13 protein-coding genes and 2 pseudogenes are annotated in these 16,138 nt (G+C 34.7%); 5 read left to right on the plus strand and 10 right to left on the minus strand.

What is annotated here, in order from left to right:
* Positions 1–31: 31 nt before the first annotated feature.
* The gene (locus JR050_RS09085) at positions 32–898 is read right to left on the minus strand and encodes a LysR family transcriptional regulator (protein WP_204203186.1); all 867 of its coding nucleotides are present in this window, start codon (positions 896–898) and stop codon (positions 32–34) included.
* A gap of 109 nt (positions 899–1,007) precedes the next feature.
* Between JR050_RS09085 and dapA the strand changes: the two genes are divergently transcribed.
* The 3 genes and pseudogenes from dapA to JR050_RS09100 all read left to right on the plus strand — a co-directional run bounded on the left by dapA (position 1,008) and on the right by JR050_RS09100 (position 3,129).
* Positions 1,008–1,892: a 4-hydroxy-tetrahydrodipicolinate synthase gene (gene dapA / locus JR050_RS09090; protein WP_204203187.1), complete on the plus strand. Its 885-nt coding sequence runs from the start codon at positions 1,008–1,010 to the stop codon at positions 1,890–1,892.
* Between the two features lie 47 nt (positions 1,893–1,939).
* Positions 1,940–2,091: pseudogene (locus tag JR050_RS09095) on the plus strand (TetR-like C-terminal domain-containing protein); the annotation flags it as partial.
* A 264-nt stretch (positions 2,092–2,355) separates the two neighbouring features.
* Positions 2,356–3,129, plus strand: a complete 774-nt coding sequence (locus tag JR050_RS09100; protein WP_239454237.1) for an HD-GYP domain-containing protein — start codon at positions 2,356–2,358, stop codon at positions 3,127–3,129.
* 93 nt (positions 3,130–3,222) lie between these two features.
* Here JR050_RS09100 and JR050_RS09105 read toward each other — a convergent pair whose 3' ends face one another.
* From JR050_RS09105 to JR050_RS09135, 7 genes and pseudogenes are all read right to left on the minus strand, one after another.
* Positions 3,223–3,984: a PAS domain S-box protein gene (locus JR050_RS09105; RefSeq protein ID WP_204203189.1), complete on the minus strand. Its 762-nt coding sequence runs from the start codon at positions 3,982–3,984 to the stop codon at positions 3,223–3,225.
* A gap of 258 nt (positions 3,985–4,242) precedes the next feature.
* A complete protein-coding gene (locus JR050_RS09110) occupies positions 4,243–4,770 on the minus strand; it encodes a cysteine hydrolase family protein (RefSeq protein ID WP_204203190.1) in 528 nt (175 codons plus the stop codon).
* A 204-nt stretch (positions 4,771–4,974) separates the two neighbouring features.
* Complete coding sequence (locus tag JR050_RS09115) at positions 4,975–5,118, minus strand: hypothetical protein (protein WP_204203411.1); 144 nt, start codon at positions 5,116–5,118, stop codon at positions 4,975–4,977.
* 162 nt (positions 5,119–5,280) lie between these two features.
* Positions 5,281–5,700, minus strand: coding sequence for a hypothetical protein (locus JR050_RS09120; protein ID WP_346726732.1), 420 nt, complete (start codon positions 5,698–5,700; stop codon positions 5,281–5,283).
* A 606-nt stretch (positions 5,701–6,306) separates the two neighbouring features.
* Positions 6,307–6,564, minus strand: a pseudogene (locus JR050_RS09125) (NUDIX domain-containing protein); the annotation flags it as partial.
* A gap of 373 nt (positions 6,565–6,937) precedes the next feature.
* Complete coding sequence (locus tag JR050_RS09130) at positions 6,938–9,421, minus strand: phospholipase D-like domain-containing protein (RefSeq protein ID WP_204203192.1); 2,484 nt, start codon at positions 9,419–9,421, stop codon at positions 6,938–6,940.
* 260 nt (positions 9,422–9,681) lie between these two features.
* On the minus strand, positions 9,682–10,896 hold the full coding sequence (locus JR050_RS09135; RefSeq protein WP_204203193.1) for a DUF5667 domain-containing protein: 1,215 nt from the start codon (positions 10,894–10,896) through the stop codon (positions 9,682–9,684).
* 443 nt (positions 10,897–11,339) lie between these two features.
* On the opposite strand from JR050_RS09135, the gene JR050_RS09140 reads away from it, so the two are divergent.
* The gene (locus JR050_RS09140) at positions 11,340–11,885 is read left to right on the plus strand and encodes a CBO0543 family protein (RefSeq protein ID WP_204203194.1); all 546 of its coding nucleotides are present in this window, start codon (positions 11,340–11,342) and stop codon (positions 11,883–11,885) included.
* A gap of 230 nt (positions 11,886–12,115) precedes the next feature.
* Here the strand turns inward: JR050_RS09140 and JR050_RS09145 are convergent, their stop codons facing one another.
* Positions 12,116–12,697: a DUF4256 domain-containing protein gene (locus tag JR050_RS09145; protein ID WP_204203195.1), complete on the minus strand. Its 582-nt coding sequence runs from the start codon at positions 12,695–12,697 to the stop codon at positions 12,116–12,118.
* A gap of 397 nt (positions 12,698–13,094) precedes the next feature.
* The gene (locus JR050_RS09150) at positions 13,095–14,339 is read right to left on the minus strand and encodes an MDR family MFS transporter (RefSeq protein ID WP_204203196.1); all 1,245 of its coding nucleotides are present in this window, start codon (positions 14,337–14,339) and stop codon (positions 13,095–13,097) included.
* A 100-nt stretch (positions 14,340–14,439) separates the two neighbouring features.
* Between JR050_RS09150 and JR050_RS09155 the strand changes: the two genes are divergently transcribed.
* On the plus strand, positions 14,440–16,092 hold the full coding sequence (locus JR050_RS09155; protein WP_204203197.1) for an ABC transporter substrate-binding protein: 1,653 nt from the start codon (positions 14,440–14,442) through the stop codon (positions 16,090–16,092).
* Positions 16,093–16,138: the final 46 nt, after the last annotated feature.

The raw sequence follows: 16,138 nt of genomic DNA on the forward strand, positions 1-16,138 counted from the left end.
TATTAAAAGTTCTATTATTAAACTCTTTCCGTTAGTTGAGTAAATCCATAAAGTCTCTAAGTACCATAGGAATCCACTTCTTAGGATGAATAATTAGTTGAAGATCTAACTTGATATCCCTATGCGCAAAGGGGAGAACAACCAAATCCCCTCTTTCGATTTCATCTAAAACAGTAATGCGAGGAAGTAGAGAGATACCAAAGCCTGTCATCAAACAACGCTTTATTGCCTCTGGATTTCCTAACTCCAAACCGATATTATAATTGATATTGTTTTCCCGAAGTAATCTCTCTAGCATAATCCTATAGTTACAGCTTGCTTCTGGCATAATCCATTCCTTATCAGACAGATGATCAAGTGTAATTGTTTGGTAGGATGCATACGGATGATTCGGATTAGCGACTAGAACGAGTGGTTCCTCTCTTATTTTCACATAACAAAGGTTCATATCAGTTGGTTTGTTTTCATATAAAAGTCCAATATCAAACTCTCCATCCCTGACTTTTTCGACAATAATGGGTTCTTGGTCGGGTTGAAGTCTTATACTCAGTGACGGATATCTTTGGCGAATCTTTTGAATAAAGGAAGGAAGATAGTATGTGGCTATCGAATCAATAGTGCCTATTGAGAGTGTACCTTCTTCCAGAATACTCAAGCGTTCCTTTGATTGTTGAAACAAATCAAGAATTTGAACTACTATTCTTAATAACTCCTCGCCAGCATTAGTTAGAGCAAGACCTTTCCCATATCGTTCAAATAACTTAACTCCATAGAATTTCTCTAATTTCTGAATTTGCATGGTTACACTTGATTGAGCGTATCCAAGCTCATGTGCTGCTCTAGTAAAGCTTTTATGGGCAACTACTGCCCGAAATGTTTGGAAATACGTGATATCCATATCATGACCTCTTATCAAAATTTTTGATAATACCTATCACTAATTATAGCTAACTCCGATGAGTAGTACCATGATATATTGAAATCAATTAAATTTAGGGGTGATTTTAGTGTTAAATGAGAAGAATTTTTCAGGTATATACGTACCAACGGTGACACCGTTTAACTCAGTCATGGAAGTAGATTGGGATTCTTATAATAGGTATTTAGAGGCTTTATTACAGAATAATATCCAAGGTCTAGTGGTCAATGGAACTACTGGAGAAGCCCCGACATTGTCTTGGGAAGAAGTAGTAGCCCTAGTCAAAATAACAAAGGATCACGTAAGGAAGAGTTCTAAACGGATCCCAATAATTGTTGGAACAGGAACCAATTGCACCTCCACTTCTGTGAAAAGAACAGAAATTGCCGGTGAAATTGGCGCTGATGCAGTTCTGGTGGTAACTCCTTATTATAACCGCCCTTCACAAGAGGGGGTACTTTCACATTTTCGAAAAGTTGTGGAAGTCGGAGTTCCAGTTATTGCGTATGAGGTCCCTTCCCGAACTAGCATTGATTTATCTTCTTATACAGTCCAGTCAATATTAGATATGAATGGTGTAATTGGTCTGAAGGACAGTACCAGAAATATTGACCTTATCTCTAAAATAGATAAAACAAAACCCATCCTTTGTGGCGATGATATTAATTTTTATTCAATGTTAGAAAAAGGAGCTTCAGGAGGAATTTTAGCGTCTGCAAATATCCATACAGATTTATTTCTGGAGGTTTATAGACTTTTCAATCAAAATCAAGTGGAATCGGCCAAAAGAGTATTTGACTCTTTGGAACCATTAATTCAACGATTATTTCAAGAATCAAATCCCTCACCACTTAAGTGGGTACTTGCAAAACAAGGTATCTTAGCACATGACACCTTGAGACTACCAATGTGTCCTATAAGTAAAGAATTAGGAAAACAGTTGAATAATTTACTTGAGGATTTCACTCATTAATTGAGCGAGGCTGCCGGTGGATTTGCAGGCTGCCTCTCGTTCCATGACAATATTTAGCTTCATACGTTGCGTCTGCACATATAGGTGTAATTCAACAATGGTTGAATAGTGGAAGGAAAGAATCTCCTCAAGAAATGCTAGAATTTTATCGACCATTACAGTTAATGGTCCCTTCTTTGCTGCTGGGTTAAAAAAATAATAATTTATAAAAGGGACAGTACCTATCTACCCCTCTAACTCGCAAATGAGAATAACATTTACAAACGAAAGTAAAAATAAGTTCCAAGCATAGACTAGAGTATTATCTATGTTCTCTAGATAAATCGGAGGTACTTATGTTTAATATAATTAATCATGGATTGACATTTTTTTCCTATTTTTGTTTTCGTGTTTTATCTTTAATTATTTTATTATGGAAGATGCAAGTAATTTTTATATACTATATATCTTTTGTGCCATTTTTTTGGGAATTGGATTTTATAATAGTCCTCTTTGGATTATTTACCTATTAACAACGTTAGTGGTAGCAGGTAGATTTTTTTTAATACCTGATCCTTCACGGAATATAGTTACTTTTATTACATATTTAGTTACCTATTTATTAATAGCAATGATATCGGTTGGACTAATGAAGAATGTTCAAAAAGTGAAAGAGGAAAATAGACAATTAACAAAAGTGTTAGCAAATGCATTGGTTTCTAGGGATCCCTATACATTGCATCATTCTGAAAACGCAGCAAAATACTCTTTAGAATTAGCAGAAGAGATGAACTTGTCAAAAGATATATGTGATTCTATACGCACCGGTACTTTATTACACGATATCGGAAAGATAGGAATACCAGAGAATATATTAAACAAGGATGACAAGCTTACAGATCAAGAATATAAAATAATAAAAGATCACCCGCAAATTGGGTACAAAATCATCGAGGATGTTTCAATTTTCAACGAAAATGGAGTGTCTGATATCGTTTTATATCATCATGAAAGATACGATGGTAAAGGCTATCCAGAAGGACTTAAAGAAGATGAAATACCATTAACACCTAGAATTGTAGCAGTTGCCGATGCTTTCGATGCGATGTCGTCCAAACGTAGTTATCGTGAAGAACTTGACCATGATTATATTCTTAATGAAATTAGTAAAGGTAAAGGCACACAATTCAATCCTAAAATTGTCGATATCTTTCTTAAGAACTTCGCACAAAGGAATACACACCAAAAGGAAAGGTAAAAAGCTGTACTTCCTTCTTCAAGTACAGCTAATTTTATTCTATTTTATAGGTCTCTATAAACTTCCATGCTTCCAATTTAGTTATGTTTAACTTTATCTATTAACATTCATGCCTAAGAAGCTAAGCGCCTGCCTGACATCAGAAAAAACTCTTAATTCCCTTGGATTAATGCCCAGTTGTATCGCTTCCATTGCCAATTCAGATCTTATTCCAGTGAGGATACACTCAACTCCAAGTAACTTTAATACATTGGTAATATTAAAGAGGTAATTAATAACGATTGAGTCTAGTTTGTAAATGCCTGAAAAATCTATAATTAAATTTCTAACATTTTGTTTCTGTACATTGATTGGTACTAACTCTAATAGTTTAATAGTGCGCTCTTGGTTGATCTTACCCAACAATGGAAGAACTGCAATTCCTGCCATGAGTGGAACAATGGTTGATGCTAAAGCATCTATTTGTTTATTCATTTCATTATGTTCTTGCTCTTGTACTTTTCTCTCAGTGATATCATTTACATAAGTTTGAATGGCTTTTGTATCACCTATCTTGATGGGATGGCAATATAACTCAACATCCACTGTCGATCCGTCCATTCTAAATATCGTCTCTTCAATTAGTTCTGCAGGCTCGCTGTAGGCTCCAGATATTCTCTTTACAATTGCAGGTTTAGATGTCTCTTTGAATATATCAATCGGACTGGCACCAATTACGTCTTCCTTTGATGCTCTAAAGAACTTTTCTGCTGCTTCATTTATGTAGATAATCTTCAATTGAGTGTGAACAATTAATGGGTTTAATGAATACTCCATCACTTCTTTATAATTTATATCTGATATTGATTCATTCAATGTATTTCCTCCTAAATATGCAATAAATGAAAAAATGCCACTTATGGTAAAGGCAATTACTTATACTATAAAAGCCTCCATAAATGACATATAAATCTTAAGTATGATTATATTATTAAGGTTTTATTTCTCTATTTCCTATGCTATCACAAAAAGAGTCTTAAATACTGAAAATTTTATACCTTTCAACAACATTAGCAAATAACCTATTCAGTATCAAATATAGATTTCAATTATGATTCTTATCTTCACTGAAAACTATAAATGAAAATCTACTTCATCACTAGGTAATACCTCTGCAAACCATCGTAAAACATTATTATGGTGGTTCATAATTTGTTGGGCAGTAATCTCCTCTGAATCCCATGTACTATGAGAATCAGAAATTAATATTACTTTATATCCCATACTGAACGCTCTCCTACATGTCGTATCAACACATACTTCTGTTTGGATACCTGTTATATATAAATGGCCAATATTACGTAATTTCAATTCTTCTTCTAATGAAGTATGATGAAACGAATCTGGGGTCGACTTTTGTATGATTACATCTTCAACTTGTGGAAAAATATGAGAATGAATTTCCCAACCAACAGTTCCAGTCTCTAAAGGTCTTCCAGCTGGAGCATTGTGTTGAACATATATAATCTGTGTATCAGTAGCGCGTGCTTTCGTTATTAAATTGCTTATTTTATCTAATAACGTTTTTCCTCTGTATACTTCTTTACCTTCAGTGAACATTCCATTTTGAACATCAATAATCAATAAAGCACTCTTCATCATTTACCTCTCTAAGTAAAAATCTTTCATATTTTTATCAATAACTTAACACACTTGTTATGTATCTCTAAATCTAGGATTATTGTTTTTCCAACTCCTAAGAATTTATGATGCCAATGTTGGATTATTAAATGGCCTTCTTCTAATAAGTATGATAAACGCCTAGTCCCAATTCATAATCACACTTCAGTAGCTTGATTTGAGCAATTAAAAAATTTCACCTAAAAATGATTGTACAGCTTTTGGCAATAGCTGATAGATTAATCCTTCGAATTTTAGATCAAGTAAACCCGCAATCACCAAAACAATGATGATTGTAGAAACAATAAACTTCTTATTCATTCTTTTCAAGATGTCCCTCCTTTCTCTTCAAGTGTATAATGAAATATAAAATTTTTACACTTGAAGAAATTTAACATTAATCCGATTCAATTCGATAAACTGTACAATGCTCCTTGTACGTATTTTCGTATGTACTCATCAACTAATTCAGTAATAGATCTAGCTTAATTGTTATGATTTCCTACACTCAATAATATCCTGAAGAATTTCAACATGCACTGAAGCCCAGGCTTTCTCTCGAAAATGAAGAATAACACTTACTGTAAGGGTTACGATATAAAAAAAACCAAACAAAAGAAAATGCAGACTTCCTTCTCTAAATAGAAACTCTTGAAGCTGCTTTGAAAAGAGGAAAAAGAACCAAGGTACTGAAGTGACAAATATAGGGATGATTCCAGACGCCTGTTTTTCTTTTATCATTCGGAAATAAATAAGTTTGAGAATTGCTGTTTCATTGGACTCATAAAAGGAGATAATCTCCTGGATCTCCACTAATTCTTTTTGTTGTTTTAAAGGCTTCCTGCTTGTATTAAGCCTTAATAGTTTTTTATAAAGCTTATGGGCATCTCCGCGAAAAGACAATATTATCACCTGTTTTTAAGAATGAGTACCTATTATTTCCTTTTTAACTATAAATATGTGCCTTAATATACTGACGCGATATTTTTATATGAGCCTTCTAAAATGGTCATTCTGTTAGGCCCTTGGAATATCCCATCCTTTTTCATATCAATCCTTCTAATTAGTCACCTATAACTTATCCGTAGTGCAAAGCAATAATAAAACTTAGCCACATAGAATCCCTTATATAAATCAATACTATTAGTAAAAAAGTGGAGGTACTATGAAAAATTCCAAAACACAACAACTACTAATAGGCAGCACCTTATTATCCAGTATATTTAGCATAGCAATTGTGGTATTAACGATATATCATCATATCACGATAAATAATCAGCTTAATGAGTTAAAGAAGGGTTAGTACTAACTAATCCTTCTTTTACTGTGCCATAAAGGAACATTTAAATATAACTTCCCCTTATCTCATTACTTAAATTAGGTAGTATATTAATTCTTGGTAGATGAGTATTCTCTTCATGAATAAAGTTTTATCATTGTTGTCCTTTAAAGTCCGATAAATCCTGTAATACTTCTTTATGATGATGATCCCAAAACTCGTCCGAACCAATTGGCAGACTATCGAGCGAAAAAAAAATTAGCATTTTGAGTTTCATGCGTTTCCTTTAAGAGTGTCCCACTCCACTCATCAACTAAAAATAAAAACTCAAACATCTGATATTCATCCCCAAAATGATTTACTATTGATTTATGAGGTCCTGTATAGATTGCTATTAATGTAGCCTTTTGAACATCTATTCCAGTCTCTTCTTTAACTTCTCTGGTAAGAGTTTCATAAATGGACTCGTTCAGTTCCATTGATCCTGCAGGCATTCCCCATTGATTTCTCCTCTTCTATCAATGAAAAGAAATTTTCCTTCCTGATCCTGAATTATTTTGCACGAACTGAGGGGTGAATTAACTTTTTACGTCCAATCAACTCTCTTAATTGTCCAACATATGAATCTTTCCAACTACTATTTGACACCCTAATTCCTCCAATTGCTGTCCCACCTATTATTTTAATTACTTCCACAAAAAAGAGCATTAATCCTTCTTGGACTAATACTCTTTATGAACCCCTTATTTAAGTATAGAACTTGTACTTTTACAGGTATTTATCTAAGACTAGATCACTCTTGTCGCTATTACTCAACGAACTATCCTATTTAATATTGTAATCCGTACAATATCCTTTACATCTAAGGAATTACTCGATGCTACCCCCAGCTTGCATATACCGAGCAGAAAATTCTTGATAAAACTGATTCGTAATGGCGGCATCATGAATGATTAACATATTCTCATCATTGACATTGTTTCCATTATTACTCCAGTTAGTTGAACCAACAATAACAGTTGGATCACTCGTAGTATCAGCATCGATTAGCATTGTTTTACTATGAAGCTTTCGCACTTCAGTATCTTGATAGACTGGTGCAGGGTTTGCCCACCTTGTATTCGGGTTACCTAAGCTAGTTTGAGAAGCTGTCCTTCCTGTCATATCAATACTAGCCGACCACCATTGATTCCAAAAACTTGAATCAAAGATCCCCTTTATATCAAATCCTGTTAAAGTTCCCTCTAAATCGTTATAAGAGTTCTCCCACTTATATTTAAGCTCATCAACTAGTGATTGATCACTCCAAGCAAATATAGAGAAATACGCATTCAATTGTGCCTCGTTTTTCACTAACTCGGTCATACGTCCTAAAGCATTATCTCCAGCCGAAAAATAAACTTCTACCTTTTTTCCGTTTATATCAACCACATGAGGTGTATTGTCTATTTTACGCGTGCTGAAGTTGGATTGTATTGGATCAGGAATTAACGTATTAGATCCCCACATTTCATTAAACTCCGTGTTATAAATGGAAGCTAAGTCTGGCCAATTAATTTCAACGATTTGATTTTGGTTTCCATCTAATATACCTTGATTCATGTTTTCATCAGTACCGTATAAACCTGTAACAGTAAAGTTCCACGTACCAGTAAATACCCATTGGTTATCAACGATAGCAAATTTATTATGCATTTGGTTTGTTGGTCCATAATAAGAATTGGTTGACTTTACTTCGGCATCGACAAATAATCGTCCTGTAACGATGTTACTACCAATTTCTACAGTCACTTCATTTATATCACTTGGCGAAGCAGGCAGTCCAAAGCTTGTACGTTTTGTACTGTCCTCCACTGCTAACATTGGTGAATCAGATAAAACCACAATATCATCTGCTGTCCCAATCACTTTATCTTGTCCACGCACCATTTTTTCAATATATAAGCGCATTGTTTCATATCTTTCTGCATAATGTGGATCTGCTGAATCTTTGGCATCTGCAATGACACGAACATCAATTCCATCTGCTGCACGTTCTACAAGTGTATCTACTACTCTTGGAAGGTTTATTTCATATGTAGCAAAATCAATACTACTTGTTGCAGCGTTAAGTCGATTGATTAATATATTTTCAAAATTTACGTTGTAATTGGCAGCATTGCCCGGTAATGCATATTCCGTCAATGCACATTTATTAAAATAAATGTTAATGGCACCAACTGCTTCTGATACATTGTTAATTCGCTCTGTAGTATCAGTGCAAGAGTTTGTGGTTGATGAAGGTGGGGAAACATCAGTACCACTTTCATCCGTAGAGCCACTTCCATCACTAACGGTTGAATTCATTCCTTTAGGAGTTCCTACTCCATCAGCGTAAGCTTGAATCGCTGTCGCCCAATTTGAAGAGATTGTTCCTGATTCATTTGAATCAACTCGTTCCATCGTCGCCTTTTTGTCATTGTCTCCTGAATACCATGCATCAACTGTATCAATGACAACCCCAGAATGGTCCGTTAGAGTTAAAATCTCACTAGTGTTACCAAGTGTTCCACTATAAATATAATCCGCACTTTTAGATGTGACTGAATTATCATCTGTTCTCTCGAGTAGAAAGTAGCCATGAGCAGGAATTGTTCCAGTTAAAGATAGTACCGGATCACCATCTGTCGCCTTTAATTGCCAACCATCCAATGAAAGATCTTGACTTGAATTGTTATAAAGTTCGATCCATTCATCACTATAACTGTTTAACGTTCCCATCCATGCAATTTCATTTACTACGACTTCTTTTAAGTAAGATGAGTTCGAATTTCTAGTCTTTGGACTACCATAACCATATCCATAGTCAGAAGTTGCTGTGTTCCAATTTGTAGGTTCTGTTCCACTAATAGAAGGATTGATCCTCTCCATGGTCGCCTTTGTCGTGTTATCACCGAAGTACCAACCATTTACTTGATCTACTAGATTCCCCTTTGCATCGCGCAACTCTAGAATTTCAGAGGTATTAGACAAACTACCAGTATAAATAAGGTCAGCTGTAATTCCTTCGACAGCACTATCGTCTGTTTTTTCTAATAGATAGTAGCCTTTTGCTGGAATCACGCCTTGAAGATTGACTGAAGGACTTCCATCCTGCGCTGTTAAGGTCCAACCTGTTAGGTCCACATCTTGTGAAGAGTCATTATATAATTCCATCCACTCATCACTATAACTAATTGTTGTACCCATCCATGCAATCTCGTTAATCGTAACACCACTCAACAAATTCGCATTTACTTTTAACGACTGAAATAACGGTAATAAAAGAGAAAAAAATAATAATGACACAGATAATAATTGCGTAGTCCTTTTCAAATCAGTTCCTCCTTAATAATAGTCAAACAAACTCTATTATAAATCGATTGTTCTTTTAAATTTATAAAAAATTATAAATTTTTAAAAGACTATCCTAAAGGACTAAAGTTTTTACGAAATTATCCAAATAAATAAGGTAGAAAGCCTATTTGACTTTCTACCTTATCTATCATTAGTTAAACTAATTCATCAAAAAGCGTTATTCCTTCTAAAAAATTTCATCAAAAAAAGGTGCAACATTTTGTTGCACCTCTTACAAATTAGTTATCACCTTTGTTTTCTTCTCGCTGCTTCTCTTCAGCCTTTTTAGCTTCTTCTCGCTCTTTCTCTGCAGCTTTTTTAGCTTCTTCTCTTTGCTTTTCCTCAGCTTTTCTTGCTTCTTCTCTTTGCTTCTCTTCAGCTTTTCTCGCTTCTTCTCTTTGCTTCTCTTCAGCTTTTCTTGCTTCTTCTCTTTGCTTCTCTTCAGCTTTTCTTGCTTCTTCTCTTTGCTTCTCTTCTGCTTTTTTTACTTTTTCTTGTTCTTTATTTTCTTTCTCTTTAGTAGCTTCAGCTGTTTCTTTTTCTACCTCATTGATTATTTCCTCTACATCTCTAGCTTCTTCGTCTTTAATTTTTTGTTCTTTCTTACTTAATTCCTCTTCTAGTTTCGCCATTTCACGGTTAGCTTCTTCAGTGGAAATTTGTCCTGATGCCAATTTTTCTTCAATTGCGCTCATTTTATCTGCGAATTTGGCATTAGCTTCTTCTAGCTTCTTTGTTTTCTTTTCTAATTTTTCAAATGACTTTTGAATATTTTTCATGATTGCTTGTTGAGCCTTCTCATTATCTATATTCTCTAATGCAACTAGTAGAGAATCAATGTTATTTGCTAGTTTACTCTCTACAATATCTTCAGTAGTAGCATCTAGATTACCTTCAGTTACTTCTGTATCTTCATTTATTAATTCTACCTCAGAACCTGTTTCTTCTTGAGATTCTGTTAAAGTATCACTTGCAAGGTCTTGAGTATAAATTGCTTCTTGTAGAAGATCTTGTGCTTCTTCATATTTTCCTTCAGCAAGTAATTTATTTGATTCAGCAATGCGTTCAGCTGCAAATTCAGCTAATAGACTAGCTTCTTTATAATCATCCATAGTTACTGCAAGTCTTACTTTCTCCACCATAATTTTTACGAAATAAAAGAAATCTCCTGGAACTAATGCTGGCTCCTCCACTTGTACAACTTCATCAGTTGTTTCCTCTGTTTCTTCTTCTACTACTTCTTCTCCAGTAGTAGTTTCATCAAGTATTACCACTTCTTCTTCATTAACAGTCTCTTCTGATTGAGAACCATCATTAAGAGATACTTCTGTCAGTGTTTCTTGTTGTTCTGCTTCATCTCCATTAGCAAACGCAGTAGGTGTTGCAAATGAAAACACAAGTGCTGATGTTAATGTACCACTAATAATTGACTTCTTTAACTTTCCATTCTTCATTTGATATTTCCCCCTAAGATTATGTATGCTAGACTATTCGACCAAAGCCGACAAATATATGTCCGTCTTTTTAAAAATAATATAATATCTTTACAGGTAATAGAATGTGAAATAAATACCAAAAGACCTAATGTAAATTTACATTAAGTCTTTTCTTGAATTCTCCGTTAGAAATTGTTGTGAACTATTGAAAAAAAAGTTACTTTAAACTGCTGGATATAAACATTGAGGCATCTTGATTCATAAAAATACGATTTTTATTTAAAATTATTGCTACATAATGGTCATTTTAACAAAAGCAAAACCTTAATGCACGATTCTCCTCTCAAACCTGTTCGTCCAAGCATCGGTTGGCGGGGAAATCAATAAGTATGCTAATCCAATATTTTTTTGTTAATACTATTAATCAGCAGCAATTTAATTTTCGAAACAAGGTGACCTACATGACAACAATTGAAAAAATGGATAAACACGCTAATGAAACGCAAGAAATCGCCAAACAAGCGATTGACCTTTGGCAACATGAAGTTGTTTTCTCTTGGCGATGGTGGTTGGGTGTAATTATTACGATATTTACTTGGTTGTTTTGGATAAAATATCACAATAAAGAAAGTCGGTATAGGCTATTGTTAGCTGGTTTTTTTGTAACAACAGTCTCTATTTCCTTTGATGCTCTCGGTGTACAATTAGGACTGTGGTCGTATAGATATGAAGTTTTTCCAACTATACCAGCATATTTACCTTATGATTTAGCACTTATGCCGGTAGTTATTATGAGTATGATCCAATATAAACCTTACTACTCACCATTTAAAAAGTCCTTCATATTCGGATTTTTAACAGCTTTTGTAGGGGAACCTCTGATTGTTTTAACTGATATTTACAAAATAGAAAAATGGCATTTTGCCAATTCAATACCTATTTACATATTCATTTATCTTATAGCCCATTGGTTAACAACTAGAAAGGAATTTAAAGAGGTAACCTAAAACTACTTTCTAAAAAAATATATCAAATTTTATTACGTCTATTACTTAAAGGTGTTTTCTTTCTTTTATTTACTTCTATGAAATAGTATGAGTCTGCTTTGTGATAAATTATATTGTTGTTGAAAAAGAAAAGAGTTGCATATCGAACTCTTTTCTTAACTCTAGCTACCAGATTATTATGGTATGTAACGATAAGCCTTACCCTGGAAATTTAGTAATCCGTGTAAATCTTAGACCTTTAGTGATCCACGGAATCCTCTTGAAGCATAATAGGAGTCTGCTCCATTATGGTACATAAAGACAGTATCGTAGCGACGATCACAAAAGATGGCACCACCGAGTTTTCTTATGTTTGCTGGTGTTTGTACCCAGCTTGACGTTTTCCGATCGAATTGTCCAATCTCCTGCAACGCTCGATATTCCTCTTCCGTTAAGAGTTCAATCCCCATTGCAGTAGCCATATCCATTGCGCTATTTTCCGGTTTGTGTTTTTTCCTTGACTCGAGTGCTTCACGGTCGTAACAAAAACTTCTTCGACCTGTAGGACTTTCCGCTGCACAATCATAAAAAATGTATTCGTCCTTCTTTTCATCATATCCTACAACATCCGGCTCACCGCCAGTACTTTCCATTTCATTAAGCGACCACATTTTTTCTGTATTCGCTTCAAGTTTTGCTTGGACTTTAGCCCATTCAATGCCTTCATGGCGGTTCATATTTTTCTCAAAACGTGCTTTTACTACTTCAATTAATTCTTGACGCTGTTCTAGAGACAACTCCTTATGATCGTTGACATTAGTACTTTTTGTCATGATAGTTCCTCCTAATTATTAACTTATAATGATAAATCGTTATTATAACTACATTGGTAGAAGTCAAGTTTGCCACAAATAAGCTATTACAACCAACATTTATTGAACCTACTTTTATAATAGATGAATTGACTATTTCTAATCAAATTATCTATCATCTCTATACTTCAATAAGGAAATTATTATTCCTTCCGAGAATATACACATATTTCAATTAATCAAATATGATTGCCTAAATTGAGAGTTAGTGCGCTAATGATTCTGTTAAAAGAATCATTAATAGGAAATTCATTCTTCAAATCCCTTGCTTATTAACAACTACAACAAAAAAGTGCACAACTCCTTCTAGAATTAATGCACTCGAAATATCTAATCAAGAAATTTTCAACCATACAACTTACATGACTTGCGATAACCTTTTAGAATGTCTATTCCGTAAGAATAAACCTGAATAAATCAGAAGCATACCTGTCATGATGATAATACCTATATATACAGACATCATCATAGGGGCGAAGAATGCACCTATAATGATGGTAGAACGAGCAATGAGGTCAGCTCCACTATAGGATACATTTGAAAAGGCAGAATAGGATCCCCTCTTATCATGTGGAATCATATTTGCTTGCTCAGACTCCCTTATTGGTGAATAAATCAGTTCACCAATAGTTGCAATAAGATTGAATCCAACTAAAAGATACCATGTGTTTGCCGACGTGACGGTCACATATCCGATGCCATATAAAGTAAGTCCAATGAGAATAGCTCTTCTCATAGACAGGCGGTCTGTTAGCTTATGTATAAAAAAGGTGAAACAAACAACAAGCAGCATGTTTTGTATGTTCAACAAACTTAACATCCTCACCCCGGATAGCTCAAAATTCCCGATATGAATTTCTTTAAAACTTTCTGATAATCGAATGCCAATATAACTATTTAATGAAAACTCAGCTGCAAAAATAAACGTTGAACCGAAGACAACTTTTACAAATGCAGAGTCTTGTAAAGCGACTCTGTAATTATGAACGAGATCCACAAATACATTGTTATGTTTCTTTTCTAGCTTTTCCTTTTCACCTTCTTGAAGCCATATTGTGTATGCAACCGGTATGATAACTGAAGATATAGTAAGTAACACAAACAGTTCAAGCTGGTAATTGACATACAATAATCCACCTAAAACTGCACCTAATGCCATTGATAAATTGATCAACCAATAGTCAAGCGTATATACAGCTTTCCTGTTTTCTGCAGTGGTTGAATCAATAATAATTGCATTCATGGACGGCCTACCTAGACTGCTTGTAATAACAAAACCGATATACGCAATCGCAAATAACACGATGAATTTTTGTACTGGCACTAAGCTGATTGTCATAATTAAAAACATGACACTGCTTAAAATCGATGTACTCACTAACACCTTTTTACGAGCAAACCGATCTGATATATACCCTCCAATGAGATTCACAATAAACCCAATCACAACCGTTAAAGCTAAAAACACACCAGACCATACTTGATTCATTTCATGTGCAAAAAATAACGCCATAAACGGCATAACAGCTGACGATACAATACGGTTTAAAAATGAAGTAATTAACCTCACCTTTATGTTTGTATGATAACTTTTCCATCCCATGTTGTTCCCTCCCTTTGTATCTTGTATAGTAAACTAGACAGAACAATTTAAAAATGGACACTTTCACAAATGATGTCCCCTTTTAGATAGGAGGTTCAAGTTGGATAACAAGCTGCTTTTACTTTGGAGATATTTCCCTTCAGGACAGGTGATGATACACAACATCGCTGAGAAACTGGAAGTTAGTACGAAGCAAGTGAACAGATATTTAAAGAAGTGGACTCATGAAGGCTGGATGCTCTTTACCCCAGGACTTGGCAGAGGAAACTTCTCAAGCTTGGAATGGCTTCAACATGTGGAAGAAGTCTATGAATCAATGGTTCTAGAAAAGATGGAAAATGAACCCCTAGAAGCCATTAGTAAGTATTTAATGTTTGATTGGTCATACAATAGCAAAATGAAGTTAATGACTAAATTTAATAGTAAGATTGGGTATGTGCATCAATCTCAGGATAAATTGATTGTACCGAAGAGACACCCTTTTTTAACTCTGCATCCTTTAGAAGCAGCTGATGCCAGTAGCGGAAACTTAATCGCAAACGTTTATAATCGTTTAGTGAGCATGACGGAACATGGAGAAATGGTGCAGGAGCTTGCTCATAGTTGGGACGTGACACCAACAAAATTACGACTTTATCTTAAAAAAGACGTGAAATTCCACGATGGTTCTATTTTAACTGCTGATGATGTTGTGACATGCTTAGAAAAGCTACGAATACATAAAAACTATCATCATTTCTGGTCACCTATTGAGAAAATAGAAGCTATTGCACCTCTCATCGTTGATCTTCACTATCCAGGTGGCTGTAGTTACGCATTACAAATGTTATCGTCAATGTGTGCAAGTATTTATAAAGAAGACAAAACTAAGATATATGGAACAGGTGGCTTTATTGTAGAAGAAGACAATTTACAAAAAACGAGTTTAGTAGCCTTTAAGGAGTATTTTCAAGAACGACCGTTACTTGATGCGGTTGAATTTGTACGAGTTCCAAAGGATTTTAATATTATCTATCATGCATCAACAGATGAAGAAAAAAATCCTGCGTCCCAAATTGAGAGTGACTTTGGATTTGCGGCGGTCATTATGAATCCGAATCGCAACTCACTCATTCAAAAACCCAAAGTGCGAAATTATTTACGTCATTTACTTGTGAAAAATCGGAACACCATGAACCAATATGATTCACGCTCCTTACCTGGCCAGGGAAGCTGTATGACCGGACAACAGCAGGAGTTAGACTGCCCTCATGTCTCGCGGCCTTCTTTTGAAGACCCGATTATCGTAAGAGTAGCAAGTCATACCGAAACAAGTTCGAATTGGCTCATCGATACATTGAAAAAAGACGGAATTCCTATAGAAATTAAACATATCAGTTTTTCAGAATCAGCCAATAATGATCCGGCTATACAGGATGTAGATCTTTTTATGCATGGTGAAGTGTTTGAGTTAAGTCAAGAACTCTCTTTCTATAACTTTTTAACAAATGGATTTTCACCGTTATCTCCTATTCTTACAAAAAATCCATATTGGGTGCAGCACCTAGAAACCTATAAGCACACTCCGTTTTCCAAATGGCTGCCACTCATTCTTGAAACAGAGAAGAAGTTAATAGAATCTTCTATTATGATTCCGCTCTTTAATGAGAAAAAGCAAATACCACTTGCTTCTCATATTACGAATATTTCTATTAGTCATTTTGGTTATATTGATCTTTCGAAACTATGGCTTCGGCCCGAACTAAATTCATAAATCACGCTAAGTAAGAACAAATTAAAAGGGGTAGCTCCAATCAGTT

Origin of the sequence: Bacillus suaedaesalsae (assembly GCF_016890225.1) — a bacterium.
Lineage (GTDB): Bacteria > Bacillota > Bacilli > Bacillales > SA4 > Bacillus_BS > Bacillus_BS suaedaesalsae.

Bases quoted from the DNA above. Each gene is read 5' to 3' on its own strand.
- JR050_RS09085 (WP_204203186.1), bottom strand. From the start codon at position 898: ATGGATATCACGTATTTCCAAACATTTCGGGCAGTAGTTGCCCATAAA.
- JR050_RS09110 (WP_204203190.1), bottom strand. From the start codon at position 4,770: ATGATGAAGAGTGCTTTATTGATTATTGATGTTCAAAATGGAATGTTC.
- JR050_RS09135 (WP_204203193.1), bottom strand. From the start codon at position 10,896: ATGAAGAATGGAAAGTTAAAGAAGTCAATTATTAGTGGTACATTAACA.
- JR050_RS09140 (WP_204203194.1), top strand. From the start codon at position 11,340: ATGACAACAATTGAAAAAATGGATAAACACGCTAATGAAACGCAAGAA.
- JR050_RS09145 (WP_204203195.1), bottom strand. From the start codon at position 12,697: ATGACAAAAAGTACTAATGTCAACGATCATAAGGAGTTGTCTCTAGAA.
- JR050_RS09150 (WP_204203196.1), bottom strand. From the start codon at position 14,339: ATGGGATGGAAAAGTTATCATACAAACATAAAGGTGAGGTTAATTACT.